26 protein-coding genes and 1 pseudogene are annotated in these 24,181 nt (G+C 58.2%); 15 read left to right on the top strand and 12 right to left on the bottom strand.

Translation table 11 applies throughout. The features are described 5' to 3' along the window. Window positions 1-83 precede the first annotated feature (83 nt). Both BM269_RS13595 and BM269_RS13590 read left to right on the top strand, forming a co-directional pair. The gene (locus BM269_RS13595; RefSeq protein WP_139232738.1) at window positions 84-296 is read left to right on the top strand and encodes a hypothetical protein; all 213 of its coding nucleotides are present in this window, start codon (window positions 84-86) and stop codon (window positions 294-296) included. Between the two features lie 206 nt (window positions 297-502). Next, the gene (locus BM269_RS13590; RefSeq protein ID WP_090437559.1) at window positions 503-712 is read left to right on the top strand and encodes a cold-shock protein; all 210 of its coding nucleotides are present in this window, start codon (window positions 503-505) and stop codon (window positions 710-712) included. A gap of 379 nt (window positions 713-1,091) precedes the next feature. Here the strand turns inward: BM269_RS13590 and BM269_RS13585 are convergent, their stop codons facing one another. From BM269_RS13585 to BM269_RS13575, 3 genes are all read right to left on the bottom strand, one after another. Then, window positions 1,092-2,276, bottom strand: a complete 1,185-nt coding sequence (locus tag BM269_RS13585) for a DesA family fatty acid desaturase (RefSeq protein ID WP_090437558.1) — start codon at window positions 2,274-2,276, stop codon at window positions 1,092-1,094. A gap of 26 nt (window positions 2,277-2,302) precedes the next feature. Continuing rightward, a complete protein-coding gene (locus tag BM269_RS13580; RefSeq protein ID WP_139232737.1) occupies window positions 2,303-2,860 on the bottom strand; it encodes a hypothetical protein in 558 nt (185 codons plus the stop codon). A gap of 428 nt (window positions 2,861-3,288) precedes the next feature. Beyond that, a complete protein-coding gene (locus BM269_RS13575) occupies window positions 3,289-3,606 on the bottom strand; it encodes a hypothetical protein (RefSeq protein ID WP_090437556.1) in 318 nt (105 codons plus the stop codon). A gap of 179 nt (window positions 3,607-3,785) precedes the next feature. Here BM269_RS13575 and BM269_RS13570 point away from each other — a divergent pair, with 179 nt between their 5' ends. The 3 genes and pseudogenes from BM269_RS13570 to BM269_RS29075 form a co-directional block, all read left to right on the top strand. Next, a complete protein-coding gene (locus BM269_RS13570; RefSeq protein ID WP_139232736.1) occupies window positions 3,786-4,055 on the top strand; it encodes a hypothetical protein in 270 nt (89 codons plus the stop codon). A gap of 61 nt (window positions 4,056-4,116) precedes the next feature. Beyond that, window positions 4,117-4,308: a hypothetical protein gene (locus BM269_RS29080; protein WP_139232735.1), complete on the top strand. Its 192-nt coding sequence runs from the start codon at window positions 4,117-4,119 to the stop codon at window positions 4,306-4,308. A 247-nt stretch (window positions 4,309-4,555) separates the two neighbouring features. Next, a pseudogene (locus BM269_RS29075) lies at window positions 4,556-4,690 on the top strand (IS3 family transposase); the annotation flags it as partial. Window positions 4,691-4,742: 52 nt separating this feature from the next. Here the strand turns inward: BM269_RS29075 and BM269_RS13560 are convergent. Continuing rightward, on the bottom strand, window positions 4,743-5,015 hold the full coding sequence (locus BM269_RS13560; RefSeq protein ID WP_090437941.1) for a type II toxin-antitoxin system HicB family antitoxin: 273 nt from the start codon (window positions 5,013-5,015) through the stop codon (window positions 4,743-4,745). Window positions 5,016-5,468: 453 nt separating this feature from the next. On the opposite strand from BM269_RS13560, the gene BM269_RS29070 reads away from it, so the two are divergent. Both BM269_RS29070 and BM269_RS13555 read left to right on the top strand, forming a co-directional pair. Continuing rightward, the gene (locus BM269_RS29070) at window positions 5,469-5,999 is read left to right on the top strand and encodes a hypothetical protein (protein ID WP_139232734.1); all 531 of its coding nucleotides are present in this window, start codon (window positions 5,469-5,471) and stop codon (window positions 5,997-5,999) included. A gap of 209 nt (window positions 6,000-6,208) precedes the next feature. Further along, window positions 6,209-6,751, top strand: a complete 543-nt coding sequence (locus BM269_RS13555) for a response regulator (RefSeq protein WP_090437553.1) — start codon at window positions 6,209-6,211, stop codon at window positions 6,749-6,751. A gap of 807 nt (window positions 6,752-7,558) precedes the next feature. On the opposite strand, the gene BM269_RS13545 is transcribed toward BM269_RS13555, so the two are convergent. The 4 genes from BM269_RS13545 to BM269_RS13530 form a co-directional block, all read right to left on the bottom strand. Next, on the bottom strand, window positions 7,559-8,743 hold the full coding sequence (locus tag BM269_RS13545) for a DesA family fatty acid desaturase (protein WP_090437551.1): 1,185 nt from the start codon (window positions 8,741-8,743) through the stop codon (window positions 7,559-7,561). A 26-nt stretch (window positions 8,744-8,769) separates the two neighbouring features. Beyond that, the gene (locus BM269_RS13540; protein ID WP_090437550.1) at window positions 8,770-9,408 is read right to left on the bottom strand and encodes a hypothetical protein; all 639 of its coding nucleotides are present in this window, start codon (window positions 9,406-9,408) and stop codon (window positions 8,770-8,772) included. 369 nt (window positions 9,409-9,777) lie between these two features. Beyond that, a complete protein-coding gene (locus BM269_RS13535; RefSeq protein ID WP_090437549.1) occupies window positions 9,778-10,095 on the bottom strand; it encodes a hypothetical protein in 318 nt (105 codons plus the stop codon). A 22-nt stretch (window positions 10,096-10,117) separates the two neighbouring features. Further along, on the bottom strand, window positions 10,118-10,384 hold the full coding sequence (locus tag BM269_RS13530) for a hypothetical protein (RefSeq protein ID WP_090437548.1): 267 nt from the start codon (window positions 10,382-10,384) through the stop codon (window positions 10,118-10,120). Between the two features lie 1,376 nt (window positions 10,385-11,760). On the opposite strand from BM269_RS13530, the gene BM269_RS13520 reads away from it, so the two are divergent. Continuing rightward, entirely contained in the window at window positions 11,761-11,991 is a 231-nt protein-coding gene (locus BM269_RS13520) for a hypothetical protein (protein WP_090437546.1), read from the top strand. Between the two features lie 71 nt (window positions 11,992-12,062). Here the strand turns inward: BM269_RS13520 and BM269_RS13515 are convergent, their stop codons facing one another. Further along, complete coding sequence (locus BM269_RS13515; RefSeq protein WP_090437545.1) at window positions 12,063-13,364, bottom strand: cation:proton antiporter; 1,302 nt, start codon at window positions 13,362-13,364, stop codon at window positions 12,063-12,065. Between the two features lie 1,128 nt (window positions 13,365-14,492). On the opposite strand from BM269_RS13515, the gene BM269_RS13505 reads away from it, so the two are divergent. From BM269_RS13505 to BM269_RS13490, 4 genes are all read left to right on the top strand, one after another. Next, window positions 14,493-15,035, top strand: coding sequence for a hypothetical protein (locus BM269_RS13505; protein ID WP_090437543.1), 543 nt, complete (start codon window positions 14,493-14,495; stop codon window positions 15,033-15,035). Window positions 15,036-15,098: 63 nt separating this feature from the next. After that, window positions 15,099-15,377 carry a hypothetical protein gene (locus tag BM269_RS13500; protein ID WP_090437542.1) on the top strand — a complete coding sequence of 93 codons (279 nt, stop codon included), beginning with the start codon at window positions 15,099-15,101 and terminating at the stop codon, window positions 15,375-15,377. Between the two features lie 243 nt (window positions 15,378-15,620). Further along, on the top strand, window positions 15,621-15,929 hold the full coding sequence (locus tag BM269_RS13495; RefSeq protein WP_090437541.1) for a hypothetical protein: 309 nt from the start codon (window positions 15,621-15,623) through the stop codon (window positions 15,927-15,929). A gap of 160 nt (window positions 15,930-16,089) precedes the next feature. After that, entirely contained in the window at window positions 16,090-16,302 is a 213-nt protein-coding gene (locus BM269_RS13490) for a hypothetical protein (protein WP_090437540.1), read from the top strand. 65 nt (window positions 16,303-16,367) lie between these two features. Here the strand turns inward: BM269_RS13490 and BM269_RS13485 are convergent, their stop codons facing one another. Next, the gene (locus BM269_RS13485) at window positions 16,368-17,498 is read right to left on the bottom strand and encodes a GGDEF domain-containing protein (protein WP_090437539.1); all 1,131 of its coding nucleotides are present in this window, start codon (window positions 17,496-17,498) and stop codon (window positions 16,368-16,370) included. 480 nt (window positions 17,499-17,978) lie between these two features. Between BM269_RS13485 and BM269_RS13480 the strand changes: the two genes are divergently transcribed. Continuing rightward, a complete protein-coding gene (locus BM269_RS13480) occupies window positions 17,979-18,188 on the top strand; it encodes a cold-shock protein (RefSeq protein WP_090437538.1) in 210 nt (69 codons plus the stop codon). A gap of 740 nt (window positions 18,189-18,928) precedes the next feature. Here the strand turns inward: BM269_RS13480 and BM269_RS29065 are convergent. Further along, complete coding sequence (locus BM269_RS29065) at window positions 18,929-19,117, bottom strand: hypothetical protein (RefSeq protein ID WP_139232733.1); 189 nt, start codon at window positions 19,115-19,117, stop codon at window positions 18,929-18,931. A gap of 498 nt (window positions 19,118-19,615) precedes the next feature. Between BM269_RS29065 and BM269_RS13470 the strand changes: the two genes are divergently transcribed. Then, a complete protein-coding gene (locus tag BM269_RS13470; protein WP_090437536.1) occupies window positions 19,616-21,646 on the top strand; it encodes a TonB-dependent receptor plug domain-containing protein in 2,031 nt (676 codons plus the stop codon). Between the two features lie 223 nt (window positions 21,647-21,869). On the opposite strand, the gene BM269_RS13465 is transcribed toward BM269_RS13470, so the two are convergent. Further along, window positions 21,870-22,358, bottom strand: coding sequence for a pyridoxamine 5'-phosphate oxidase family protein (locus BM269_RS13465; RefSeq protein ID WP_090437939.1), 489 nt, complete (start codon window positions 22,356-22,358; stop codon window positions 21,870-21,872). A gap of 339 nt (window positions 22,359-22,697) precedes the next feature. Here BM269_RS13465 and BM269_RS13460 point away from each other — a divergent pair, with 339 nt between their 5' ends. After that, window positions 22,698-23,837, top strand: a complete 1,140-nt coding sequence (locus tag BM269_RS13460; RefSeq protein ID WP_090437535.1) for a serine hydrolase domain-containing protein — start codon at window positions 22,698-22,700, stop codon at window positions 23,835-23,837. Window positions 23,838-24,181: the final 344 nt, after the last annotated feature.

The following is a 24,181-nucleotide window of genomic DNA, read 5'->3' as shown; positions in this document are numbered from 1 at the left end:
CCTCGATATGAAATCCCGATGGCCCGAGCATGCAGGACGTGCTAACGTCGTAGTTTGGAAAACTGATGCTATGCGAGGACACCATGGATACCACCTATGCCGACCGCCGGCTCAACCAGGTCCAGTTTCGCCACCTGCAACATGCGCTCGACCTGCTGCGCACCCACGGCTGGCGCTATGCGGTCGTGTACTTGCGCAACCACCGGATCGCCGAATCCACGCTCCAGCGTGTGCTGTTTGGAGAGTGGCAGTGCCATCGTGTATCGGCCAACAAACTCGTCACCCGGCAGAGCTGACAAGCGTTTTGTAGAAATCGTTAGGGGTTCGCTGGAAAGGCATGTATATAGGACTTACCGCGTATCCAGCACCGCTAGAGAATTGCCGGTCTCTCTCCTGTTTCGCCACCATTGGCGACTCCCGTCTGATTCCCTCACTTGTTGACCCTGCTCGTTGCCGCATATCGCCGGAAACGGCCTGACTCTACATTTCTTGAGGACTTATCATGACTACGCAAACCGGAATCGTTAAATGGTTCAACGAAGCCAAAGGCTTCGGCTTCATCACCCCGGACTCGGGTGGGCCAGACCTGTTCGTCCATTTCCAGGACATTCAGGCGACTGGTTTCAAGTCGCTCGCTGAGAACCAGCGCGTCTCGTTCGAGCGCAGCCCTGGCCCCAAAGGCGAAAAGGCCACCAACGTCAGTCCTTCCTGACAATCCGCGCAGCCTTCGACGGGCGGCCAAGCTGCGACGCCGGCGAAGCCCGCCCTGACGGCAGGCGTTAAAAAGATGGAATCAACTGCGAGGCCTCACGGAAGGTGATCGAGGCTTCATGCCTGAGCATTCCCGCATTTCCGTTTGCTTTCGTCCGCGCGTGTGCTGGACCTTCAACCGTTTCTCCCACCAGCCATAGTCTGACAAGGTTTCCTTTGCCACTTCCACGCATCGCAAGTAATCGGGAGCGGCCTTGGAGCATGGCGGGACCGGCGGTTCAATGCCATGGGCGATGCAATAGCGTACCGCATCCTCCAGGTCGCCCTCGTTGAGCAGATCCCGGCAGGCAGTCGAGTGAAGCAGTGCAAGGTTCATGTCTCTATCCATAACTCGCCAAATGCCTGGCAAAGCGCTGCAGGGGACGCGGGCCGGAACGCTCTGCATTCGCGCACCAGGCCCGCAAGCCTGTCAGAAGTTCCTCTTGCGTTGCCGGCGAACGCTCCCATATCTTCTCGAGTGCCTGCCGCGCCACGTGCATGGCATCGAGCCGCGCACTTTGCACTGTCACCTGCTCCAGGTCCGCCCTTTGCGCGTGCGTGAGCCGCCACGGTGCATGGCGCAACAGGCGCTTCGTCCGGACCAAGGTCGCATGCGGGACCAGTTTCGCCAGGCTTGCACGCTCAGCCTGAAATACATCCAGCGTCAGGACCGTCAGCTCGCGCGTCAATATCGCACGATTGCCCAATACCAGCTTCAAAGTCGCCAAAGTCGGCGCGAACTGTCCTGCGCATCGCATTAAACGCTGCGGGGGGTGCCGGAGCGACGCCAGCCGCAACCAGAGCAACATGCTGATATACGCCCAGCCGATATCCAGCTCGAACCAGCGGACCGAAAACTTTGCCGAAGTCGGAAAGGTGTGATGATTGTTGTGCAGCTCTTCCCCGCCGATCAGCAGGCCAAACGGAACGATATTGGTTGCAGCTTCCTTACAGTCGTAATTGCGGTAGCCGGCATAGTGACCCAAACCGTTGACAACACCGGCGGCCAGCAACGGAATCCACATCATCTGGAAGGCCCACAGCGTCAGGCCCGGCGCCCCAAACAATCCCAGTTCGATCAGCAGCAGCAAACCCACGCCTTGCCACGTATACCGGCCATAAATCCGTTGTTCCAGCCAGTCTGCAGGACCACCACGACCGAAGCGATCCAGCATGGCAAGGTCGACTGCCGCGTCGCGGTAAAGTTCAGCCCCGCGCCACAAAACCTGATGGATACCGAGCACGATTGGACTGTGCGGATCTTTCTCCGTTTCGCAATGGGCGTGATGGCAACGATGCACCGCCACCCATTCCCGTGTCACCATCCCCGTCGTCAGCCACAGCCAGAAGCGGAAGCAATGTGCCATGATCGGCTCCAGCTTCAGGGAGCGATGGGTCTGGCACCGATGCAAATAGATCGTCACCGTGACGATCGTCATGTGCGTAGTCACCAGTCCGATCAGCAATAGCTGCCACCAGCTTAAGGCAAGAAGACCCTCAGCCACCCACTGCGGATACCTCTCCATACCGGTGCTCCTTGACGATCCTGGGCCTACAAGTTCGGGTGGTCGGCAGCAAACGCGATCGCGTCACACAATTGGTCATACCGATAGCCTCCATATAGAAAATGGCCCTCGATATAGGCGATGCCATGTAGTTTCATCATGCTTTCGTCTTCGTCGGTTGGGTGATACGCCGCCACCCAACTCGGTCGGAACCCATCATCGCGCAAGAAGCCGGCTTTGGCGTGTTCTGCGACTGCATAATGCAAGGCATCCCGAAACACATCGTAATGGTGCTGCCGAAACGCGTACCGCCTCCCATCGAACGAGATCGCATACCGTGCCGCCAGGCTTTCATCCGATTCCTGCTGCGTACTTATGTCGGGCGTGCTTTCGATGATCTTTCTCCCTAACCTATCCCTACCCCCATTCAATACGAGGATCTGACGCCGGGCTTTTGACATCGCATCGGTGTTGGCCTCCGCTCGGGAACCGAACGCGTCTTCCGGAAAAACAATCGTTCGCCTCATGCTGTCCGGCCATTGAAGGCTGGTGCAATCCGGCGATGGTGGCATATGTTTGAGTATGGCTGTCGAGGCGTACTTCACTCCACCGTCCTGGCACCTGAACTCAGCGCACCTGAGCAGGATATTCCACCCCTGGAACCACGTTGTTGCATGTTGGCGCACGGCGCACTCCTTCGCTCGCGGTCAGGAACAGATTCGGAAGGGAGAGGCAACGAGCAAGCTTTCCTTCCCCGCGCGGCACGACAACGGCGTGCCAGACGCAAGTGCAATACCATTTCACGACGATGATCGGCTTTGACGCGATTGCGCTGTCACGCTGCAATGCTGAGGAAGACCGGCACAAAACCTGATGTTGGCTGGGTACCTGCTACCCAATATACCCCTACAAGCGAGATTCACCTAATGAATTCGGCGTCGCGCGAATCCGCTATCACCCGGTGATCGCAAAGCCATCACGCAACGAGCGAAAGCCGGACCATCTCACGCAGCGGAATCCTGTGAACGGTCCCTTATGGCGTCGAATGTTTCATGGCTTCTGCCTCACGCGCGGCAGTGCGCTCTTCAAGCGCAGAGGTTGGATCGCCACCGTGGTCAACCCGCCCTGCGGCGCGTTCCGCATCATCGTGCGCGCCTTCGGTTTCATCCCTCTCGTTAGGACTTTCGGTAGCGGGCGGCTCCAACATGTCCCGCAACATAGCGCGCAGTTCTGCAACGTCGGGCGGCAAACCGCGTCTTCGCCTTAGATGGACATAGTGTTCGAGTTCAGATTCCTGTTCGGGACTTAGAGGCAAACCGCGAAAGGTGAACTCCGGTCCATTTTTACTCATGACGGTCTCCTGATCGTTGACTCATAAAGAGTGTACGCCTAATCCTCCGAACGCATCGGCCCGCTGGAGAGGTTCGTCGATCCATCGTCGCCCCAGTTATCACGCAGCCAGGACGAGCCGTGCAAACGGACCATTGCTGGATATACTGGAATGGTGGATTCGATCGCTGGGACAAACCGATGGAAAGCATGCTGCAGTGGAAAGCCTCCTATTGCCGCTCAGATGGAAGCACCGGACTGGTCTTCATTGCGCTGCCCAGCGAACCACTATGCACTGACCTGATGGACTCCATTCTTCAATGGGATACGTATCACATATTCTTTCAACTAGACGCGCCGCCAGAAACCGATCGGTTTGCGCAAGCGATCGCATTCTTTGCGCTTAATCACATCACAAACATGCGCGTGAAGTCGCTTGATGACCAGATAGACTCATCGTCCGACGCCTAGTTCCCGGCAGCAAACACGTCAGTACTCCGCGTCGTGATGCCGCATCACTTTGGGAGGATGTTTGGAACTGCTCGAAGCAGAAAACATTGCCGAGTTTCGGAAGATTTTACGAAGGAATCGCTTGCTTCGTGCAGACTTTTCTCTCAGCGCTACGGACACGACAGATCCGAAGACCGATGAAGTGGCGGCATTGCAGGGCGAAAACGGTGCGGCGAGAATCGACTGGACAGACCAAACAATACCTGATCAGTGACAGCACCTCGTGGCTCGACCTGTTTCGCAATGACATCGAGGCCGGCGCGTTTATGGGACTTTGCAAGTGCGCTATCCGACAAATTAGGAGCACAAGACCAGCCATTGACGTGCGCTCTGTCCCAGCCTATTCTGCCCATCGAACCTGGCTGCACAGTACGGAATTGTTGCCAGCGCCGATGCGCGCCAGACGCCGACACGAACCTGGATGCATAGCAACTAGTGCGTCACGCCTCGAGTATCCCGGCAGGGCTGAAGCGCAGGCGGCAATCACGGAATACATCGAGATTTTCTACAACCGTCAACGGCGCCACTCGCGCCTTGGCTACAAATCGCCAGCGCGCTTTGCGGCGGAATTCAACAAAGAAGCGCTGGCAGCTTGAGACGAGAATGTCCACCATTGACAGTACACCTCAGTTAGCTACTCATGACACTCTAGGCGAGCGCCGCCTTACTTAGGACGTCCTCTGCCCATTGACTGAGGCTCTTGCCATGCGCGGCGGCGGCGATGGCGACGGCCTCGTGGATCGGCGGATCCACCCGCAGAGAAAACTTACCCGAAAAACTCTTACGCGGCTCGACGCCGTCCTCAGCACATGCGTCAAGAAAAAGTCTTAGCGAAATCTTCCCTTCTCGTAGCAAGCCCTTGACGTCCTTCGCGTAAAAATCGGCGCCCCCATTCAGGCCGAGAAATTCGCCCCGGAACATTTGAATCAATAGCTAGCAACATGTACCTTCACTACTTGTCCTTCCTGTTTGCCGCCGTTCCCCTACGAATGCGGACGGCGACATCATGTTATGGGCGCGTAAGGGCGCCCGATGTGCCATCCGCGTACGGGTCGGCGTCCGACACTGACATGGCATGGTGGGCTACGTCGACCAGCCAACCACGCGACGCCAGTCAAGATCGAAGCCACCTGCGACAATGAGCCAATCTTCCCTGGCACCGTCGTCCCACCCTCCGCAGGCCATGGCCGCCGACAGTAGCGCTGATACCTGCCGTGAGATGTGGAATGTTCTAGCGGTCGCTAGCACAGCGAGACACGTCAGCGCCGCCAAGCGAAAAGCTGCGAATGGGCGTACACTGAATTCTCCGCTTTCGTGGCAATTTGTCTGATGCGGGCGCTGCAGGAACAGCGACGACGCAGCTAGTGTGTTGGCATGGCAACTTATCACTACTATCGACGTGCGACAGGCACATTTGGTTCTGGCCCAGGCTCTATCCGGTTCAATGGGCGAAACTACCTGTATCGTGGCTACGCGTACGAGAACTTTGTCGACGCCTACAATTACGCGCAGCTCATGCTCATTCACCCTTCCAGTGCGCCACCTTCAACACAGGCTGTACCCGCGAAGCGAGTTTCGTCACCTTCAGCCGACGATCTTCTGCTGATGCAGCAGTTCGGTATCGTATTTATTGCAGGACATTATTTCTATGGTACTTATCGCTACGATTGCCTGGGCGACGCCTGCGCCTTCGCCCGCCTCGCACCTGGACACGACGTTTGCCAACACAACCTGAAGATCGCGCACTCTGCGCATCATTTGAATCTACTTCACGCGCGCCACATGGTCGACGGGAAGGGAAAAACCCTGAAGATTCGCCCCACGGGGCGCATTGGGCACTACGACATCTTTCCCGAAAATGCCCCGACGCCCCTCCTGTTCAAACGTAACCTGCGGCGCAAATGAGCAGACACCGGGCGAACTTCGGCCGGGTATAGGGCAACGCCGCTACGCCTTGCCCAATCTCTCGTTAGCATCCGGCTTTTTCATCATGCGTCACCTCGATACGTGCGGAGCCCATGACACGATTCGTGTAACCTAAATTTCCAGCCCATTAAGCCATTTCCTCTCTCTAGCCCGTCGCGAAGGAGTCGCGATGACGCAAGGACAGAGCCATGAATCACATCAAAGCCCGGGTGCTGCTGGTCGACGACAACAAGGATGCCGTCGACATGGTTTCCCAGTTTCTGAGTCTCCATCACATCGACCATAGGGTCGCCTATGACGGCGCTTCAGCGGTAGCCTTGCTCGCCATCTGGCCTGCGGATATCGTGTTCCTCGACATCCAAATGCCTGACATGGATGGTTATGAAACCGCGATTGCCATGCATGCCCTTCCCCAATGCGCTGAACTTCCCATTGTTGCATGGACCGGTTGGGATGGCCCCGGTAGTCGAGAAGCCATGGCACACGCACACATGGTATCCCGCCTGACGAAGCCCGTAGCTTTGGAAGAATTGCTTGCGTTGATCGCGCTTTGGCAGCAGAGTCTCGACCTAGTAGAGATCGCATGCCGCCTTCTCCCGGCGCTCGTCTTTCGCCCGCAAGCAGCGTTACGTCCTCCCTCTTCGCGCGATCGGTACCGCCGGCAGCCCCGGAACACAGCGCTACCGCATGTTGCATTAACCAGTGCCGCGCCCTACCACTCTGGTCACTGAACGCGGGGAGGATCTCAAGCAGGCATTTCGATTCCGAGCGCATCATCGATGCGCTCCTTCGCACGATGCAGGCCGAGCACACTCGCCGAGCGCATGGTCCAGGCAATCACTGTTACTTGGTATCGCGTCGGGATTGGATCACCGACTTTCCTGATGCTCAATCGGCAGTACCATTTTGCGCTAGGCTTGCCCAAAGTCGCCCTGACGGTCGAACAGTCAATTTCGTAACCACGATAGCGTTGCACATCCGGCTCCTTCGTGACGTCGCGCCCCATTGCTGCGGGACTTCTGGCCCTCGTCGAACGCCACGCTCACACTATCGAGCACCTGCCCCCCGTGTCTCGGCGCAGGCGCCACGCGACTGCCACATGGGTTGAATGCATCCGTCTCGGCACACGATGTACGCCAGGCCCGCGTACCTTGGAATCGTTCCTTGGACGCTGGAGCACTGCGGGACCCATCTCGCCAAGACATCGCCAGGCCGGCGCCAGCTGGCGTAAGTGATCGCATCAGCGTGTGGCCGCACCGGAGGGCGACCGGGACTTCGCAACTGATTTTTCCTGCATTTCAGCTTGCCTGCGTTCACGCGTACTGCGGACCTTTAATCGTTTCTCCCACCAACCGTAGTCTGACAAGGTTTCTTTTGCCACGTCCACGCACCGCTCGTAGGCGGTGGAGAGCCTAGTGCATGGCGGGACCGGTGGTTCAATGCCTTGGGCGATGCAATAGCGCACAGCGTCCTCCAGGTCTCCTTCATTGAGCAATTCCCGGCACGCCGTTGAGTGGATCAATGCAAGATTCATATCACTACCCATAACTTGCCAATTGCCGGGCAAATCGCTGCAAGGGGCGCGGACCCGAACGCTCCGCATCCACGCACCAGGTTTGCAGGACTGTCAGGAGTTCTTCCTGCGTTGCCGGCGAACGTTCCCATAACTTCTCCAGCGCCTGCCGCGCTACATGCATGGTATTGAGTCGTGTGCTGTGTACGATCACCAGTTCCAGCTCCACCTTTTGCGTTCCGGTGAGCCGACACGGTGCGCGCCGCAGCAAGCGCTTCGTCTGGACCAACGCCGCGTGGGGGATCATCTGCGCCAGTCCCATGCGTTCAGCCCGATACACGTCCAAAGTCAGGACTGTCAGTTCGCGCATCAGCACTGCACGATTGCCCAGTACCAGCGTCAAGGTCACCGGAGTCGGCACGAACTGCCCTGCGCATCGCCTCAAGCGCTCTGGCGGCTGGCGCAGCGTTGCCAAGCGTAACCACCGCAACAGGCTGATATAGGCCCAGCCGATATCGAGTTCGAACCAGCGAACCGAGAATTTTGCAGAAGTCGGGAAAGTGTGATGGTTGTTGTGCAGCTCTTCCCCGCCAATCAGCAGGCCAAACGGAACGATGTTGGTGGCGGCCTCCTTGCAGTCGTAATTGCGGTAGCCGGCAAAGTGCCCCAAGCCGTTGACAACCCCGGCGGCCAGGAACGGAATCCACATCATCTGGCAAGCCCACAGCGTCAAACCTGGCGCCCCGAATAAGACCAGTTCGATCAGTAGCAGCAAGCCGACGCCTTGCCAAGTGTAGCGGCCGTAGATCCGTCGTTCCAGCCAATCAGCCGGTCCCCCACCGCCGTAGCGATCCACCAGCGTGGGGTCACTTGTCGCGTCCCGGTACAGTTCAGCCCCACGCCACAGAACCTGGTTGATCCCGACGACCACCGGGCTGTGCGGATCCTTCTCGGTTTCACAATGGGCGTGGTGGCAACGATGCACCGCCACCCACTCGCGCGTCACCATCCCTGTCGTCAGCCATAGCCAGAAGCGGAAACAATGGGCCACGAGCGGGCGCAATGTCAGCGAACGATGCGTCTGGCACCGGTGCAGGTAGACCGTCACCGCGACGATCGTCACATGCGTCATCACCAGCCCGATCAGCAGCAGCTTCCACCAGCTCAACGCAAGCAATCCTTCGGCCATCCATTGCAGATACTGCTCCATACCGGCGCTCCTTCGCGACCACGGCCCTACAAGTTCGGATGTTCGGCGGCAAACGCGACCGCGTCACACAGTTGACCGTATCGATAGCCACCGTAAAGGAAGTGGCCCTCGATATAGTCAATACCATGCACTCTCATCGTGCCTTCGTCTTCGTCGGTGGGCCGGTATGCGGCCACCCAGCTCGGTTGGAACGCCTCGTCCTGCAAGAAGCCTTCTTTGGCGTGTTCCGCGATCGCATAGCGCAAGGCATCCAGGAACACGTCGTAGCGGTGCTGCCGGAATGCGTACCTTTTCCCATCGAACGAGATCTCATATTGCGCAGCCAGGCTTTCATCGGACTCCTGACGCGCATCTGTGTTGTCCGCACTGTCCATAATCTTTCTCCCACGGCTATCCGTGCTCCCATTCATTACCAGGATTTGACGTCGGGCCTTCGCCATCGCATCGATATTGGCGTCTTCACAGGAGCCGAATGCGTCCTGCGGAAAAACAATCGATCGCGTCATCTTGCCCGGCCACTGAAGGCTCGTGCAATCCGCCGTCGGCGCTCTATGTTTGAGGATGGCGGTGGACGCGAACTTCAGCGATCCGTCCTGGCACCTGAATTCGGCACACCTCAGCAGAATTTTCCATCCCTGGAACCACGATGTTGAATGTCGGCGCATGGCGCACTCCTTCGCTCGCGTTCAGGAACAGACTCGGAAGGGCGTTAGCAACGAGCAGACCCACCTTTCCGGCGCGGCACGACATCAGCGTACCAGTCGCAGAAATACACCACTTCACGGCGTTGAGGGGCTTTGACGCGATTGCGCTGTCACGCTGCAATGCTGAGGAAGACCGGCACAAACTGAGAATGTTGGCTGGGTACCTGTTACCCACTATACGCTCACAAGCGACGTTCACCTAATGGTTTCGGAATCGCCTACACTAATACACATAGCTTGCAATGCTGGTCGACACTCTCATGCACCATCGATGTGTCGATGGTGGAACATTACTGTCACTCCTCCGCGCAGCACCCGCAGGCCGAGCCCTTACGACGTTGAATGCTTCATCGCTTCGGCCTCACGGGCAGCCGTGCGTTCTTCGCGCGCGGTGATCGGGTCGCCGCCGTTGTCGACCAGGCCGGCAGCGCGTTCCGCGTCGGCATGTGCGCCGTCCGCTTCTGCCCGCTCACCTGGATTCTCGCTAGCGGGGGGCTCCAGCATGTCGTGCACCATGGCGCGCAGCTCTTCAACATCCGGCCGCAAGCCGCGCTTTTTCCGTTGGTGAATGTAGTGTTGAATTTCAGATTCCTGTTCGGCGCTCAGTGGCAAGCCGCGGAAGGAGAATTCCGGTCCAGAATCTTTCATGACGGTTCTCCTGTTTGGTGACTCACACTGAGTGTACGCTTAAACGGGCGCACGCGTCGGCCTCTTGGAGATGGTCGTCGATCCACTCCCGGCCCCATGCCTTGGCATAGGACACCGCTTCCGCCGCCGCGCTCGCCACCCAGAGGTCATGGAATGCATATTCGTCCAATGCCTGACCACATTCACGGCTGATGATGACCTGTGCCACGAAGCACGCGTTACCCTGTTGAACGGGTTCGCAGTCCAGGAAGAAACCTTTATACCGGATTGCATTGGTAATGGCCATCATCTGCCTCCGGCCCAGTAACGTTGCTGTTAGTCGTATGGTAGTCCGAAACGGGCGGAGATGCCGGGATACCTCATGCGAACGGAATGCCTGCCAACAGGCCCCACCAATTCCGGCCGGCGCTTGCTGTCTATGCTGCACCCACCATGCAAACGATGCTTTGTCAGGAACGTTTGCCTGCAACCCGCCGGCCAGGCAGTGGCCTGGCAATGGACTGGCGCTCGCGCGTTTGCCACACCGGGCGGACAAATACCTTTTTTACCAAAGGCAACAGCAGCCCGGCCAAGTGCGCTGAATTGTAGGCAAACCGTTCACCAAACGCGGCCCTGGCAGCCAAGGCTGCCGAAATCTTGACCGCAGTGGCATGATCGAATCGACGTGACATCCTAGCAATCTACACCCATCGCCCCATTCTCGTCGCCAACCAGTCGCTCATTTCCAACAACTTCCCGTCGTACTCACCAACGTTGCCATGTATCCGCGACGGCACGCGACGCTTCAATGCATGGTTTGGTGCAGGTGTGCCCTGGCGCAGGCCAATGCACGATGCTTGATCCTGCACCAACTGCATCGCACCGCCAGGGCGTCGCAGGCATCCACCTTTCAGCGTAGGAACGCCGTGTTCGAACATGCCGCTGCGCGGGACCTTGCCACGCGCCGCGCGCAAGCGAACCGACGTCGGGTGCGGACAATGGCTGCTGCCGACGGTCTCATGTGCGCCGCCATGCGCATTAGCTTCGCGCACGCGGTCGCCCGGACCCAGTCGGTCACCCTTCAAGCCAATTCCGGTTAGACACTGGGATCATTTGCCACCGGTTTGAAGACGCCGACTCCCGCATACAGAAGCTGCAAGCGCCTGCACCACAAACCAACGCGGGGCCGGCGCAACATGGTATCCCGCAGGTGCGAGGCATGGCCACTTTTCTACCAGCACGCTCTTCCTACCTTCTGCATCGCGCATACCTGGATCGCGCCACCACGCGACTGTGATCGCACATCAGCCAATCCCACGCGCTGAAAGCGCCGCTCTCCGATCAAGCCTCCGTGACGGTCTTGCCACCAGGCGCACCATGCACCACGTCGGCCACAGGGCGTACTCGCTCCACGCGAACATTGACTGCTTGACGTTTGCTGAAACGTTGCACCTCGTTGCAGGGAGCATGACGTGGTCCGGCTCACGCCCGCGCTAACACAGGTCGCTTACCAGCAGGCGCAATATAGAATCCCAATCGCTGGAGCATACGCAATGTGCTAGTCTGGTAAGTTCGCAGTGCGGATCCCTTTTGGACATGGATTGCGTTTGCTGGATAGGTCGACTTGGGCTCATTGCTGACGACTTCCAGATCCAAACTGCATTTCCATGTACAGGGAGGGGTATCATGAGAACCATCTATTCTGATCGACGGCACGACGTCCAGCAGTTTCGCCATCTGAACCATGCGATCGAACTGGTACGTACCCATGGCTGGCGCTATGCTGTCGAATTCCTGCGCAACCAACGCATTGACGAATCGACGTTGCAGCGGGTGCTCTTTGGCGAATGGTGCAGGCGTCGCGCCTCGGCCAATCATTTGATCATCGCCCAGCAATTGCGCGCTCGCCATCATTGAAACGTTATCTGCTCCGCGCTCCCCAGGCACCGGTACATGTCGCGCCAACGCGCCGCGCCACAACAGACTGTTTATTTCACGGGATGCCGCTCGTGCCAGGTCATTAACGGCTGCACCGTGATCCCATGGGCGAGAATCGAGGCAGCCACCGTACCCAATGTCAAACTCACCAACTCTGGTGCGAACACCTCGGCGACGCCGTGATTCAAGGCAAACACCAGGTAATAAAAGGAGCCAATCCCCCGAATGCCGAGCCAACCGACCAGGACCTGCCTGTACAGGGGCACGCCGGCACCAGCCATCCCAAGCAAAACCGACGCCGGGCGCACGACCAGGAACATCAGGGGTACAAACCACCACAGGTTGATGAAGCTGCCAACCGAGGGCAACATGGCGCCAATCATCATGACCATGCCAAGTTCGGCGATCCGTTCAAGTTGTTCATTGAATCCGAGGACGGCCCGTGTCATGGCACCACTGGCGTGATGTGAATGGGTCGCGGGATCTTCTGCGTCGTGCCCGTGCGCACTGGGAATCCGGGGCAGCGGCATCGTGCCCGCCAGCGGAAAATTGCGTGCGCGCCGCAACGCCAGGCCTGCGAAGAAGACCGACAAGAAGCCTGATGCCAGGCAGCTCTGGGCCGCACCAAACGCAACGGCGATCACGCCAAGCGATAGAAATTCATCCATGCCAATCGCGCTGTGGTGTCTGGTACGTAAGTGGATGACCAGCTTCCCCAGTAGCGCGCCGATCAACGTCCCCATCAACATGCCGCCGATCGTCGACCACAAGACATCCACTAACCACCAGGACCATCCCCAGTCGCCCAGATCGTGTAGTCGCATTATCCCTAGCCCCAACAAGACCAACGGAAACGCCGTGCCATCATTGAGTGCGCCCTCCCCGGCCAAGCTAAAACGCATCGAATCATGTTCATCCCCTGGCCGGGATTGGACCGCCGATGCCAATACCGGGTCAGTAGGTGCCAGAATCCCCCCAAGCAAGACTGCCATACCAGGCGGCAACCCCATGCCAAACATCCCGATGGCGGCGATCGCGCCTACCGTGACCACCATCGACAGGAAGGCAAGGCGATACGGTGCGATCCATCGGCGATCAAGAATCGGCACCTCGAGCTTCAATCCAACAGAAAACAAGGAGATCAGCAGCGCGGCCTCAGCGACCAGTTCCAGCGGGGCACTTTGCGCAATGGGGTCCAGATCCAAGACGCCAAAGCCATACGGGCTGAGCAAGACGCCAAGCCCCAGGTAGATCATCGCGCCACTAAGCGGCAAGCGCGTCACCAGCGTTCCGATCAGCATCATCGCGATCAGAATCAACCCGCCCAGCAACACCCACGTTGCGATCGACATCGAAGCCTCCCCTCAGGCACGGACGCGTGGCGCGACGGTACTCCCGCCCGCCATTCTCCGCCGTCTCACGCGCCATCGTTCGCGTCCGTCAGGCAGACACCAGCAAACATATTTACCCGCAACCAACCACGCGGACGCCGTGCCCGGCGCATTCACTGAACGTCACTGCGCAAGCAGCACGCCTAGGTGTACAAGCTGGCGACCCCGTCCACGGTGGCCTGCGCGTCCCGATGGTTCCACACGCGTGGCGTAGTCGCTTGCGTTGGCCGGCAATGCAGCCAGATACCTGCGGATGGCGTCGGGACCGCCATTATTACCAGCCCAAGACCAACTGTGCAGCAAATGCCGCTGGAGCTGCACCTTGCTCCACTATACGCTCCGGCAAAACAGTTCACCTCGAACCTTGCGAAAAATGCGCACGCACCAATCCAGGCACCAACGTTCGTTGGCGCATTCGGCCTTGGCACCCATGCCACCCAACTTTGGCATCGACGCCAGCGACCTGTTATGCGCGGAAGAATGGGTCCAGGCAACCGAAGCACTCCACACGTATAATGAATGCAGGTTCTGCGCTTGCCAGCCATTGGCGCCTTATGAATGTTGTACTCCACGGTGCACCCGCCCCCAATGCACCAGTCATTACTAGCGCGCCGCGACTGCATTTTCTTGCGTCGAGAGGAATCAATGGAACACATGCTGCAATGGAAGGCTACTTACTGTCGGTCAGATGGCAGCATCGGCCTTGTCTACATGGCGCTACCCAGCGCACCAATGTGCACTGACTTGGTGGACTCCATTCTTCAATGGGATACTGATCGCACGTACTTGCAGGTGGATGCACACCCAGGGACCGATCGCCTCGCGCAAGCAATCGCATTCATTGCACTGAATCACATCACGAGAATGCATGTGAAGTCACTTGATGACGAGCTAGATTCTTCGTCGGACGCCTAGTTCGCCGTTGCCAGCGGCAGCAAACCATGTGCCGTTGGCCTAGGCCGCGAGCCGCCACCGATGCGGCGCACATAGGTGCCTCCGCGCTGCGGAAGCGGGCGCCCGGTCCACCATTCGACGGTTCGATTGCGCGCTCCATTTCCGTCAGGTCCCGGGGCCAGGAAGGACACCGGCATGTTGCGCGATTTCCTAACGAACGATTGCACGGAATTTATTGCGCGCTACCGAAGCATGATTACCCCACATCAGCCCGCGACTGAAGACCAACTGCTGCATGGCGTGTCGCTGTTTCTGGACCAGTTGGTTCACACGTTGCGCTCGGTGCAACCGGAGTACGCTTTCGGTAGCGATGCGTATGGCAGCCGACATGACGCAGGTGCCGTGAACGCGGACATCGGGACGCCGGCAAGGCTACACGGCGAAGACATGCTGGGCCTGAGATTTACCGTGGACGAAATGGTCCCCAACTACGGCGACTTGCGCCAAGTCATCACCACACTCGCGGTCGAGTGTGCTGCGCCTTTCTCGGTCGACGAATTCCGTACGCTGAGTCGTTGCCTTGATGATGCCATTACACATGCTGTCACCGCCTTTAGCCAACAACATGACGTCGTTGAATCCGACCGGCACGATGCCGCGGAAAACAAGCGCATGGACTTCTTTTTTATTGAACTGCGCAACCTCCTCGGGACGGCGAAATTGGCGTTTGCAGCCTGAAAAGCGGGCCACTTCCCACAACCCGCTGCAACTTGCAGCATTCTGAACCACAGTGTCGACGGAATGGAAAGTCTGATCAACGGCACCATTGATGTCGTCCACGACGAGTACCTCCACCACCAAAGCGATCTGTTTTTACTCGCCGAGTTCGTCGCCGAAGTGGGACCGAGCGCATCACTGGTAGCTTTCGCGAAGGAAGGCCGGCGGCAGGTCCTGCCGCTCGATCGGCAACTGGCTATTCAAGGGCATCGCCCGATGTTGCTCGGCACCGTCGTCCATCTGCTGCGGAACGCGTCCAACTATACGCATGTACGTTCCAGTCGCTTGAGCAGGGCAGCTTAGACCGCTCCGGCCTCGGGCTTGGCCTCACGATCGCGACGCAATTCGTTGCAGAGAACGGTGAGCGCCTCAGCGTGCGTGACCTACCGGATATTGGCTGCGTGTTTACGGTCAGTCTCCCGCGTCACACCATGTCGAACTAAACGCATCACACACCATGCAGAGCAAGCTGGCCGATGTGACTTCCCATCGGTACAGCGGCGCTTAGGCCTATACTGAATAGGCAGGATCAAATTAGGAGGTTGTATGGAACTGATCGAAGCAGAAGACGTTGCCGAATTTCAGAGGATCTTGCGCAGCAATCGCTTGATCCGTGCAGACTTTTCTCTCAGCGCTACGGACACGACGGATCCCAAGACCGATGAAGTGCCGGGATTGCAGGGCGAATTGACCGTGCGGCGCAAATCAACGGGGCAGACCAGGCAGTACCTGATCAGTGACAGTACCTCATGGCTCGACCTGTTCCGCAATGACATCAAGGGAGGTGCATTTGTTGGCCAGGATTGTCTGCAAGTGCGTCATCCGGCCAGTAAGCCGCAGAAAACCAACCATTGATTGTGCGCCGTCCCCGTATGGCGACCGCCCACATCGCTCCTTGCAGTGCTCCTCGCAATGCTGCGGGGGGGGGCAAGAAGCCCTGTGTTGTCGTCACGCATAATGGCGTAGTAATAGCCGGTCGTTGTGCAATACTTTACTCATGCGAAAGGAGTGCGCAATGAACGAGAAATCCGAGATCACGCGGCGTGAAGACGTCTGGACCGCCGCTATTGTGCAATACGGCATTGTCCTGAGCTCGATCGTCGGGATTGCGGGCGCTCAGCGCTATTTACTGTCTCGCTGCATTCCCCTCCACGTCATCGAGCGCGTTCTCTGTGCCCCCATCGATGCTCGCCGCACGCCGATGCGTGCCAAGGTACCTACCGAGTAGCGCGCCCCGTCGAGCCCATGCGTTCACGCTCCGGATCGGACATCCCCCCATTCTGGCCTGCTGTACTAGTGTGGCGCCCGTCCACGCTGCCGCTTATGGCGATACATTTCCTCATCCGCTCGCACCAGGTATTCGGAGAGCGTTTCCTCGCTGTGGATATCGCATTGGATCACGCCAATGCTCAGCGACATCGTGAGGCCACCTTTTCTACCTGCATTGAACTCAGCGATCTTGGCGCGGATGCGCTCGACAATGGTACGCGGCGTCGCGTTGTCAAACGTAAATGCCGCAAATTCGTCGCCACCAACGCGCCCCACCACGTCCGCGTGCCGGAACGCGCTGTGGAAGATGTCGGCCGCGTCGCGAATCAGTTCATCGCCGGCAGCATGACCCAGTTGGTCATTAATCAGCTTCAACCCGTCCACATCAGCGAAGATTACTGCGCACGCCAGTTCCTGGCGGCGGGCGATCAACAAGCATTGTTCCGATTTCACCAGGAAGCCCCGCCGATTCTGCAGGCCGGTCAACTCATCTTGCGCAGCCAGCTCACGCGCTTCGACCTTTTCATGCTCGCTCACCCGCAGTTCCTCCATGTGACGCGATTGTGTCGCAGCAAAGGCGTGGTATTGCTCCTGCACTTCTTCTTCACGATGTAACTGGTCCAGGAGGTTGTTGAGACGGACACCGGCCAGTTCCGCGATGCGGGGAAGGAACGCGAGCGCTTGCTGCTGCACTGCCTGCTCCGGCGACACCTGCCAGCTCAGCGCAATATAGCTTCCGTTGACATCATCCGAGAAGGGGGCCGCCACGTGGCTTCCGTTGTCCAACGTGAATGCATGTAAAGGGAGGGGAAGCGTGCCGCTTCCCATTAGCTTGCGCACCTCGCTGCACATGCGATGGTTGAGTTCCAGGCAACTGCCTCCATCTGGCGTATCGAGGTAGAAGCAGCTATCGCTATGGCTGATGAGCAAAACCGCGTCCGGCCTCAGCGCGGGTAAGCCTTCGGCCACCGCGCGCAGCGCCGCTTCCACACTATTTGCGCACAACAGCGCCTTGGCGATCCGCAGAAGCGCCAGCAGCTCACTTTTGCGTGGCGGGCGGGTCGCGCCAGTGATCGCCTGCGCGGCCGTCCGAACACGCCTTCGCCTTGGCAGCACTGCCCCGTACGCATCGGACATGATTTCGATCTTTTCCATTGTTCATGCGCTCAAAGTTCGAGCATCCCGTACGGCATGGAAAGGCCTGCTCACTGCCGTTGGGCCAACCTTTGCAGCGGTCACGCGACGGACTTGCTGCCACTCGTCGCTGGTCAAACCCGTCACAAGGTCACTCCTTCGTCTAGTATCAGCATGCAAGCCAGGCACGCGTTTCCGTTGCATGGGCTTCCACAGTAACACGCGCCGAGCCCATGTGCCGATGGCGATTCCTATCAGATCTTTCAAGATGGTAGGACTTCGTCTTGATTGCCGACTTTGTGTAAATAGCGCTAGGTGTGGCGCGCAAAGCCTTGTATATTGATCTTACCGCGTATGAAGCACCGCAAATGATTGGCGGTCTCTGTCCTGTCTTGCCCGTGCCTGGCAACTCCTGTCTGATTCCCTCGCTTGTTGACCCTGCTTGTTGGCGCGCATCGCCGGGCAAGGCCCGACTCTCCACATCTATTACGAGGTTCTATCATGACTACGCAAACCGGTATTGTTAAATGGTTCAACGAAGCCAAAGGCTTTGGCTTTATTAGCCCCGACACAGGCGGTCCTGACCTATTTGTCCATTTCCAGGATATCAAGGCGACGGGATTCAAATCACTGGCAGAAAATCAGCGCGTGTCATTCGAACGCGCCCCCAGCCCCAAGGGTGAAAAGGCCACCAACGTTACGCCCGCCTGAACAAGTCGACCACCGAACCGCCGCCGCAGTGCCGGCGTGAGCCCCAATCCTTCGAGATCGTGCACCCGGATCAGATTGTTCATGCGCGCTAGGGCAAGACCTTCCGCCGATGCGGAAGCCCATGTCCTGCAGTGTCCGTCGACAGGCGCAGCGTGCACAATCGGGGGGGGCGCGACAGCACCACAGGCCAACGGAGCACACGCTGGCCACTTTCTCTGCGAAGCGCTATGGCGCCGCTTGCAGTAGTGCGCTCGCGCGCCCGCGCCCCAATATGAATCGTGTACACGCATAGGCTACTGGGCCAGCGGCCCAAGTCAGCTCGCAAACACCTGTGAAGCCACGCTTGCGAAGATCCGTGAGGTTCGCGGGCTGTTTACACTGATGCAGGTCCGTGATTCACGGTGGAAGCCATGTTATGGTGGGCTCTTTTAGGGGAAAGAACATGGAACTCACGAACCCGAGGCCTATTTTTCTGAACGATCCCCGTGGATGGCATTGGTCCTTAAGTTGGAGGAACGCCAGTGGAAAAGAAATTCACCGCGTCGAGTCGGACAGGACTTTCGCCACTGAAGTCGAGGCCAGAACTGACTTCAAAGATCGGGAAGCCCAACTTCTTAGTGAGCGCCACCGCGTTGAATGATTTGATGATTCTTACCCGCCGAACCATCCTGGGGAGCGCATCGTTCTACCCAATGACTAAGGAAATGCAAATACACCCAAGGAAAAGTACAAGGCCCTCCTTAAGGTTGCTTGGGTGAAGAGAAGACGTGGCCAGCAAGAAGAGATGCTGATAGGAAAACGATGTCTACCGGAAGTGCAAGGATGGCCGAAATAAAATCTGGCAAGGTAGCAGTCCGATCTACGACCAGCTTCAATAAGAACTTCGCGACCAGCAAAACTCCCGGCAGGGCAATTTCAATCCACGGCATTGCTTGAAATCCTCATTATGGCGCGATGGTACCTGAGCGATCTAACGAGTTACATATCGCAAAATAGCAATATAGCATGGATAGTTGCGAAATAGCATGTCATCGCATTCGAACCGGGGCCATGATGGTTAGTTGCTTTTGAGGGAACGCTTCTGGCCGAATTTGACCAGAGCTTGATCAATCTCCAATCCAATGTTTTCGCATTTGACTAAGGAACTCGTTCGTCACAGGAAATCCAGGACTGGACCCAATCACCGAGTCGATCCCGCAGTTTGGGCACAATGCTGTCGTCCCGGCATCAAGCTCTAGCTCAGGCGGAGTGCCATCCGGCCAATCAACCCAGTCTCGGACTTCGCTCGGAATAAAGTTAGCGAGGCTACTCGCCATAGGGAAATAGGCGCTTCTAACCGGACCCGGCCAGTGATAATTGGATAGAATCCCCATTTCCAAATTGAGATAACGTAGTCGAAGCCCATCCTGTCACGCCTATCAGCCACCATGGCGATAACTCGCGCGTTGCCGATTGCTATCGCTGTTCTCGCTGCCTACACCGCTTGCGGACCGGCTTTGGCTGGCACATTGCCGGGAAATTTGCTGTCGATGTCTCTCGAGGACCTAGGCAACATCGACGTCAGCGCCAGTTCGTTGCTCCCTTCGACCTTGTTGTCCACGGCCTCGTCAATCCGCACAGTTTCCCGGGGCGAATGGGAGCGCAACGGCGCCAGGCGCCCTTTGGAAGCATTTGATGGCACGCCTGGTGTCTTCGTCATGCCGCATTCTAATGGCAATCAAGTACTGGCCATTCGCGGCTATGCGCGCCTGACCTCCTTTACCGGGGTCGCGGTCACCCTCGATGGGGTGCCGCTCACAGACCTGTATCGATCATCCCCTCAGTACAATTTCCCGGGCATCAATCTTGGCGTCATGTCGCAGATGCAGTTGATTCAGGGGCCAGGATCCGCGCTCTATGGCAGTGATGCCTTCCATGGCGTGTTAGCACTTCGCACTGCCGAGAGCGACGAGCCAGGTCAGCAGGTAGCAGCGACGGCGGGAAGCAAAGGATATGTCGAGGCGGCCGCACGCCACGCACAAGCGTTCGGCGAAGACAGCCACTGGAGCCTGGCATTCTCCGCGAATGGCCAGGGCGACCAGACACGTACCGCAAGCCGTCCTGGCCCGACAGGTAGCACACCGATCTCGGTGATGCGCGAGAACCGCTTCCTGGCCCAGACTGCGGTACTCAAGGTATCGAGCGGCGACGGTGCGGGATGGAAATTCAGTGGCGGACTCTACCTACATCGCTACGGTGCGGACAACTTCCAGGGCCTGGGTTCGCGCCTGGCTGGCGCGCAAGACCTGGGAGGCCTCGACACCCGCTTTGCCATGTTGCAGGCTGGCTTCAAGAAGCAATACAGCGACCAGGGTTCGCTCGATCTGAAAGCCTATGGCTGGCGGGTCGACAATGACCTCGCCGGCCGGCTGCAACTGCCAACCGGCCCAGTGCAACGCGACCTGTATAGCCGGCAGGACCGCCTGGGCCTGCAGGCCATCTATCGCGATGCCGCCCCGGGATGGCGCACCGAATGGGCCTTGGCCTTAGCAACGGAACAGTTGAACGTGCGCGATGTCCATGTCGTGATGCATACGTTGACGGGTGCCTTGCTAAGTGACAAGCCCAATGCCGCGTCGGATGCGCGCCGCAACGTCCACAGTGCGACCCTGGAATTGAATTCGCGCCTCGGACGACATTGGAGCGCAGTTTACGGTGGACGGGTCGACCAGTATTCTGATTTCGGTCGTCATGCATCACCTCGGCTTGGGCTCATCTACCGCCCCCATGATGACGCGGCACTGAAGCTGTTATATGGCCAGGCGTTCCGCGCGCCATCGGCGGCGGAGCGCAATGGCACGGCCAACACGGTGCTCGGCAATCCTGACCTGAAGCCTGAAGTGATCGACAGCGTGGAGTTGGTGGCAATCCAACACCTATCCACGCTTCATTGGCAGGCCAGTCTTTTCAAGACCGCCTGGCGTGATGGTATTGCGATCGTTTTCCGACCGGAGATGCGCATCAATCAATTCCAGAACGTCGAGCGCAATCGTGCTCACGGTGCGACGGCCAGCGTCACATGGCATCACAACGACTGGCAGGTCGAAGCCGGCGGCGCATGGGTGGCAAGCCGAAACGCCAGCACCGGTGCACCGTATAGTATTTATCCTCAACGCTCCGTGAACGTTTCCGTCGCGAGAAGTCTGTTTGACGGCATAGCCCGCATCAGCCTGGCACAGCGATGGATGAACGGATTCAACGATATTCCCGCTGGTGACGTCTTTGCGCCAGAACGTCTCCCGACATACGGGCGCCTGGATCTGTCATACCGTCACGCTGTCTCGAGGTCGCTGACGCTTACGGCGGTGGTGCGAAACCTGCTGGACCGCGATAGTCGCGTCCCATCGCCCCTCGGCTCGGTCGGGGGCATTCCAGATGACCGCATCAACGCCACTGTGCGTGCGGCCTGGAGTTTTTGACCTCTGGCCTTATCGGCTTTCGACCATCTCCTGCCCGCAGGGTTCAGAACGCCCGGCCGGGCTTGTTCACGCGCACGGAGACAGGGCACTGGTACGCTACGATGGTCACTTTTGTTGTGCAGTCACCAGGTCCGACAAGCGCTGCCCCCTGCCAGACCAGCCTCCTCGCGGCCCGTCGGCGCGTTACCGAACAAGCATCCTGGTCGCGCGAGCTCATTTCGCGTCAATGCGATGCCGCGAATGGCCCTATTCCAAAGAGTTCGGTATGGCCAAAGCAAGCCCTGTAGTCGATCAATGAAATGACGGAGGGATCGACGCGCAGAAACAGTACGCCTTGCCAGGGAGTCCGCCCCGTGCCCGTGAAAAACTCCTCCACTTCAGGAAACCGGTGCAGCAAGAGTTGGGCGACATGATCGATCTGCTCAATCCCCTGCACGAAAGTCGCCGTGCCGGCAAGCGATAGGCCCTGGATGTCTTTCCAGTCCGCATACGGTAAATTGATGGTGGCAGACACTTTGTCATTGTGTTGAATATTGTCTGCCTTCTGGCTTCCCAGGCCGACCACTGCGTAGATCTTCAGCCCGTCATGCACATAGTTGACAGTAGTCGCTTGCGGATATCCGTCCGGGCGGATCGTCGCCAGTGTCATATCGCGGCCCTGCCGTAGGATGTCGAGCACGCGTTCGCGCGCTTCTGAAGTGAGTTGCTCCATATTGCCCTCCCGATGGTGTCTTGCCTGAAACACGAGGCACATGCATACCATGACGTTCTCTCCTCGCGTCTTTCATGCTACGCCTAATGCCACAAGGGTGCGCTAATCCCTGGCAACAAGGCGGGCGAAGCGAGATGTGCGTCGCCCGACAAGCCCGCCCACAGGAAGTCGGGAAGCGATCGTGCTTGCGCACCAGGTCTTGCCAAAGCACGCCCCGGGGCACCGGATTCTCAACGACGAGAATCATGAAGGCAGCCCGCATTGCAACAGACGTGTCTCTTCTTCGCCCCGGGGATTCGCGTGCGACAATAGCATTCGTACAAACCAAAGACACTGCTGATGATCAAACTTTTTGTCGCAATGACTGGAATCGGGTTCCTGCTGGCTGCCTGCAAACCTGCAGTCTCCACATCAGCACGCGATGTTCCGGCGGCGATCGAGCAAACTGCAACGACCTTGCTCCAATCAACATTGCTGCACGCCACCTCGATCGCAGTCGTCTATCACGGCAAAGAATTCATCCTGCACGCTGGCGAACTGCAAACCGGCAAAGGGAACCGGCCCAATGACTCGACACTGTACGAGATCGGCTCGGTCAGTAAGACCTTCGCCGGGTTGATGCTGGCCAATGCAGTTACCGAGGGTAAGGCGACCATCGACGATCCACTCCAACGGTACCTGCCGTCCGACTATTCAAATTTACAGTACCGCGGCGAAGCGATCCGCATACGCCACCTGATCACGCACACCAGTGGCCTGCCGGGAATGTTGCCGCTGCATGTGAATACGATATTGAGGGATTTCACGGAGCATTCGGCACCCGGGAAGCTCAATCTTGCTTACGCAAACTACGGGAAGCCGCAATTCTGGAACGACCTGCACGAGGTTCATATCGAGGGCCCGCTCGGCAAGAACTATGCATATTCGAGTGCAGCGACTGAATTGATTGCACACACGCTTGAACGAATCTACGGCGAACCGTACGAATTACTGCTCGCGAAATTCCTGGCACGCGAAGCCAACATGCACGAAGTCTGGCTGCGCTTACCTGCTGATGCTTCCCGTCGGCTGGCGCCTGGCTACCACAGCGACAACCCTGTCGCGACGACGCCGATGCCCCAACTTCCCTGGGGCGCGGCCGGTAACCTCAAGGCAACGATCCCGGACATGCTGAAATACCTGCGCCTGCAGTTGAGTTCACAACCAGCGGTCATCGAGTCGCACAAACCGCTCGTGCATTTCAAAGATGATTTCAGCATCGGCTACTTCTGGAACATCGGCCAGAATCGCCAACTGGGCACCCATTACGTCCACCACGGCGGCGTGCCGCGCGCCCAATGCTACATTTACCTCGTGCCCAAGTACGATCTGGGCGTCTTCATCATCACCAACCAAAGCGGCGACGCTACCGCGGATGCCATGGAAGGCGCGCTTGCCCACATCTTCGATACGGTGGAGTCATTAGAACGCGGCAAATAGTCGGCATTCAACCCGATCCTGCCCACAGTTTCACGACTTTTCGCGCTTCGCTGGACTCGTCCAGGCGCCTTCGCAGGTTGAGAATGCTCGTCGTTGTCCCCCGATAGAACTGGTGTATCTCCCTCAATCCGCTGGTGCAAGTTCGGTCGTCTGAACCAGGCCATCGTCAGCAACTGAAATGTCCAACACGCGCGACCTGGCGTTTGCCCGTTGAACCATCTCGACCAGGACCACCTTGTTCGGGCCGCCCGCCACCAACCGGCGGATCGCACGTTGCGTCACGACGTACTCACCACAGCTATGCAGCCGCTCCGAAACAGTCAAGGCTGAACACTGCAACCCGA

Origin of the sequence: Duganella sp. CF458 (assembly GCF_900113115.1) — a bacterium.
Taxonomy (GTDB): domain Bacteria; phylum Pseudomonadota; class Gammaproteobacteria; order Burkholderiales; family Burkholderiaceae_D; genus Rugamonas.
This window is presented reverse-complemented; position numbering and strand designations above follow the sequence as displayed.

Bases quoted from the DNA above. Each gene is read 5' to 3' on its own strand.
- BM269_RS13555 (WP_090437553.1), top strand. From the start codon at position 6,209: ATGAATCACATCAAAGCCCGGGTGCTGCTGGTCGACGACAACAAGGAT.
- BM269_RS13575 (WP_090437556.1), bottom strand. From the start codon at position 3,606: ATGAGTAAAAATGGACCGGAGTTCACCTTTCGCGGTTTGCCTCTAAGT.
- BM269_RS13515 (WP_090437545.1), bottom strand. From the start codon at position 13,364: ATGTCGATCGCAACGTGGGTGTTGCTGGGCGGGTTGATTCTGATCGCG.
- BM269_RS13585 (WP_090437558.1), bottom strand. From the start codon at position 2,276: ATGGAGAGGTATCCGCAGTGGGTGGCTGAGGGTCTTCTTGCCTTAAGC.
- BM269_RS13490 (WP_090437540.1), top strand. From the start codon at position 16,090: ATGAACGAGAAATCCGAGATCACGCGGCGTGAAGACGTCTGGACCGCC.
- BM269_RS13545 (WP_090437551.1), bottom strand. From the start codon at position 8,743: ATGGAGCAGTATCTGCAATGGATGGCCGAAGGATTGCTTGCGTTGAGC.
- BM269_RS13520 (WP_090437546.1), top strand. From the start codon at position 11,761: ATGAGAACCATCTATTCTGATCGACGGCACGACGTCCAGCAGTTTCGC.
- BM269_RS13570 (WP_139232736.1), top strand. From the start codon at position 3,786: ATGGAAAGCATGCTGCAGTGGAAAGCCTCCTATTGCCGCTCAGATGGA.
- BM269_RS29065 (WP_139232733.1), bottom strand. From the start codon at position 19,117: ATGCCGTGGATTGAAATTGCCCTGCCGGGAGTTTTGCTGGTCGCGAAG.
- BM269_RS13500 (WP_090437542.1), top strand. From the start codon at position 15,099: ATGGAAAGTCTGATCAACGGCACCATTGATGTCGTCCACGACGAGTAC.
- BM269_RS13460 (WP_090437535.1), top strand. From the start codon at position 22,698: ATGATCAAACTTTTTGTCGCAATGACTGGAATCGGGTTCCTGCTGGCT.
- BM269_RS13540 (WP_090437550.1), bottom strand. From the start codon at position 9,408: ATGCGCCGACATTCAACATCGTGGTTCCAGGGATGGAAAATTCTGCTG.
- BM269_RS13590 (WP_090437559.1), top strand. From the start codon at position 503: ATGACTACGCAAACCGGAATCGTTAAATGGTTCAACGAAGCCAAAGGC.
- BM269_RS13480 (WP_090437538.1), top strand. From the start codon at position 17,979: ATGACTACGCAAACCGGTATTGTTAAATGGTTCAACGAAGCCAAAGGC.
- BM269_RS13465 (WP_090437939.1), bottom strand. From the start codon at position 22,358: ATGGAGCAACTCACTTCAGAAGCGCGCGAACGCGTGCTCGACATCCTA.
- BM269_RS13485 (WP_090437539.1), bottom strand. From the start codon at position 17,498: ATGGAAAAGATCGAAATCATGTCCGATGCGTACGGGGCAGTGCTGCCA.
- BM269_RS29070 (WP_139232734.1), top strand. From the start codon at position 5,469: ATGGCAACTTATCACTACTATCGACGTGCGACAGGCACATTTGGTTCT.
- BM269_RS13595 (WP_139232738.1), top strand. From the start codon at position 84: ATGGATACCACCTATGCCGACCGCCGGCTCAACCAGGTCCAGTTTCGC.
- BM269_RS13505 (WP_090437543.1), top strand. From the start codon at position 14,493: ATGTTGCGCGATTTCCTAACGAACGATTGCACGGAATTTATTGCGCGC.
- BM269_RS13535 (WP_090437549.1), bottom strand. From the start codon at position 10,095: ATGAAAGATTCTGGACCGGAATTCTCCTTCCGCGGCTTGCCACTGAGC.
- BM269_RS13495 (WP_090437541.1), top strand. From the start codon at position 15,621: ATGGAACTGATCGAAGCAGAAGACGTTGCCGAATTTCAGAGGATCTTG.
- BM269_RS13530 (WP_090437548.1), bottom strand. From the start codon at position 10,384: ATGATGGCCATTACCAATGCAATCCGGTATAAAGGTTTCTTCCTGGAC.
- BM269_RS13560 (WP_090437941.1), bottom strand. From the start codon at position 5,015: ATGTTCCGGGGCGAATTTCTCGGCCTGAATGGGGGCGCCGATTTTTAC.
- BM269_RS13470 (WP_090437536.1), top strand. From the start codon at position 19,616: ATGGCGATAACTCGCGCGTTGCCGATTGCTATCGCTGTTCTCGCTGCC.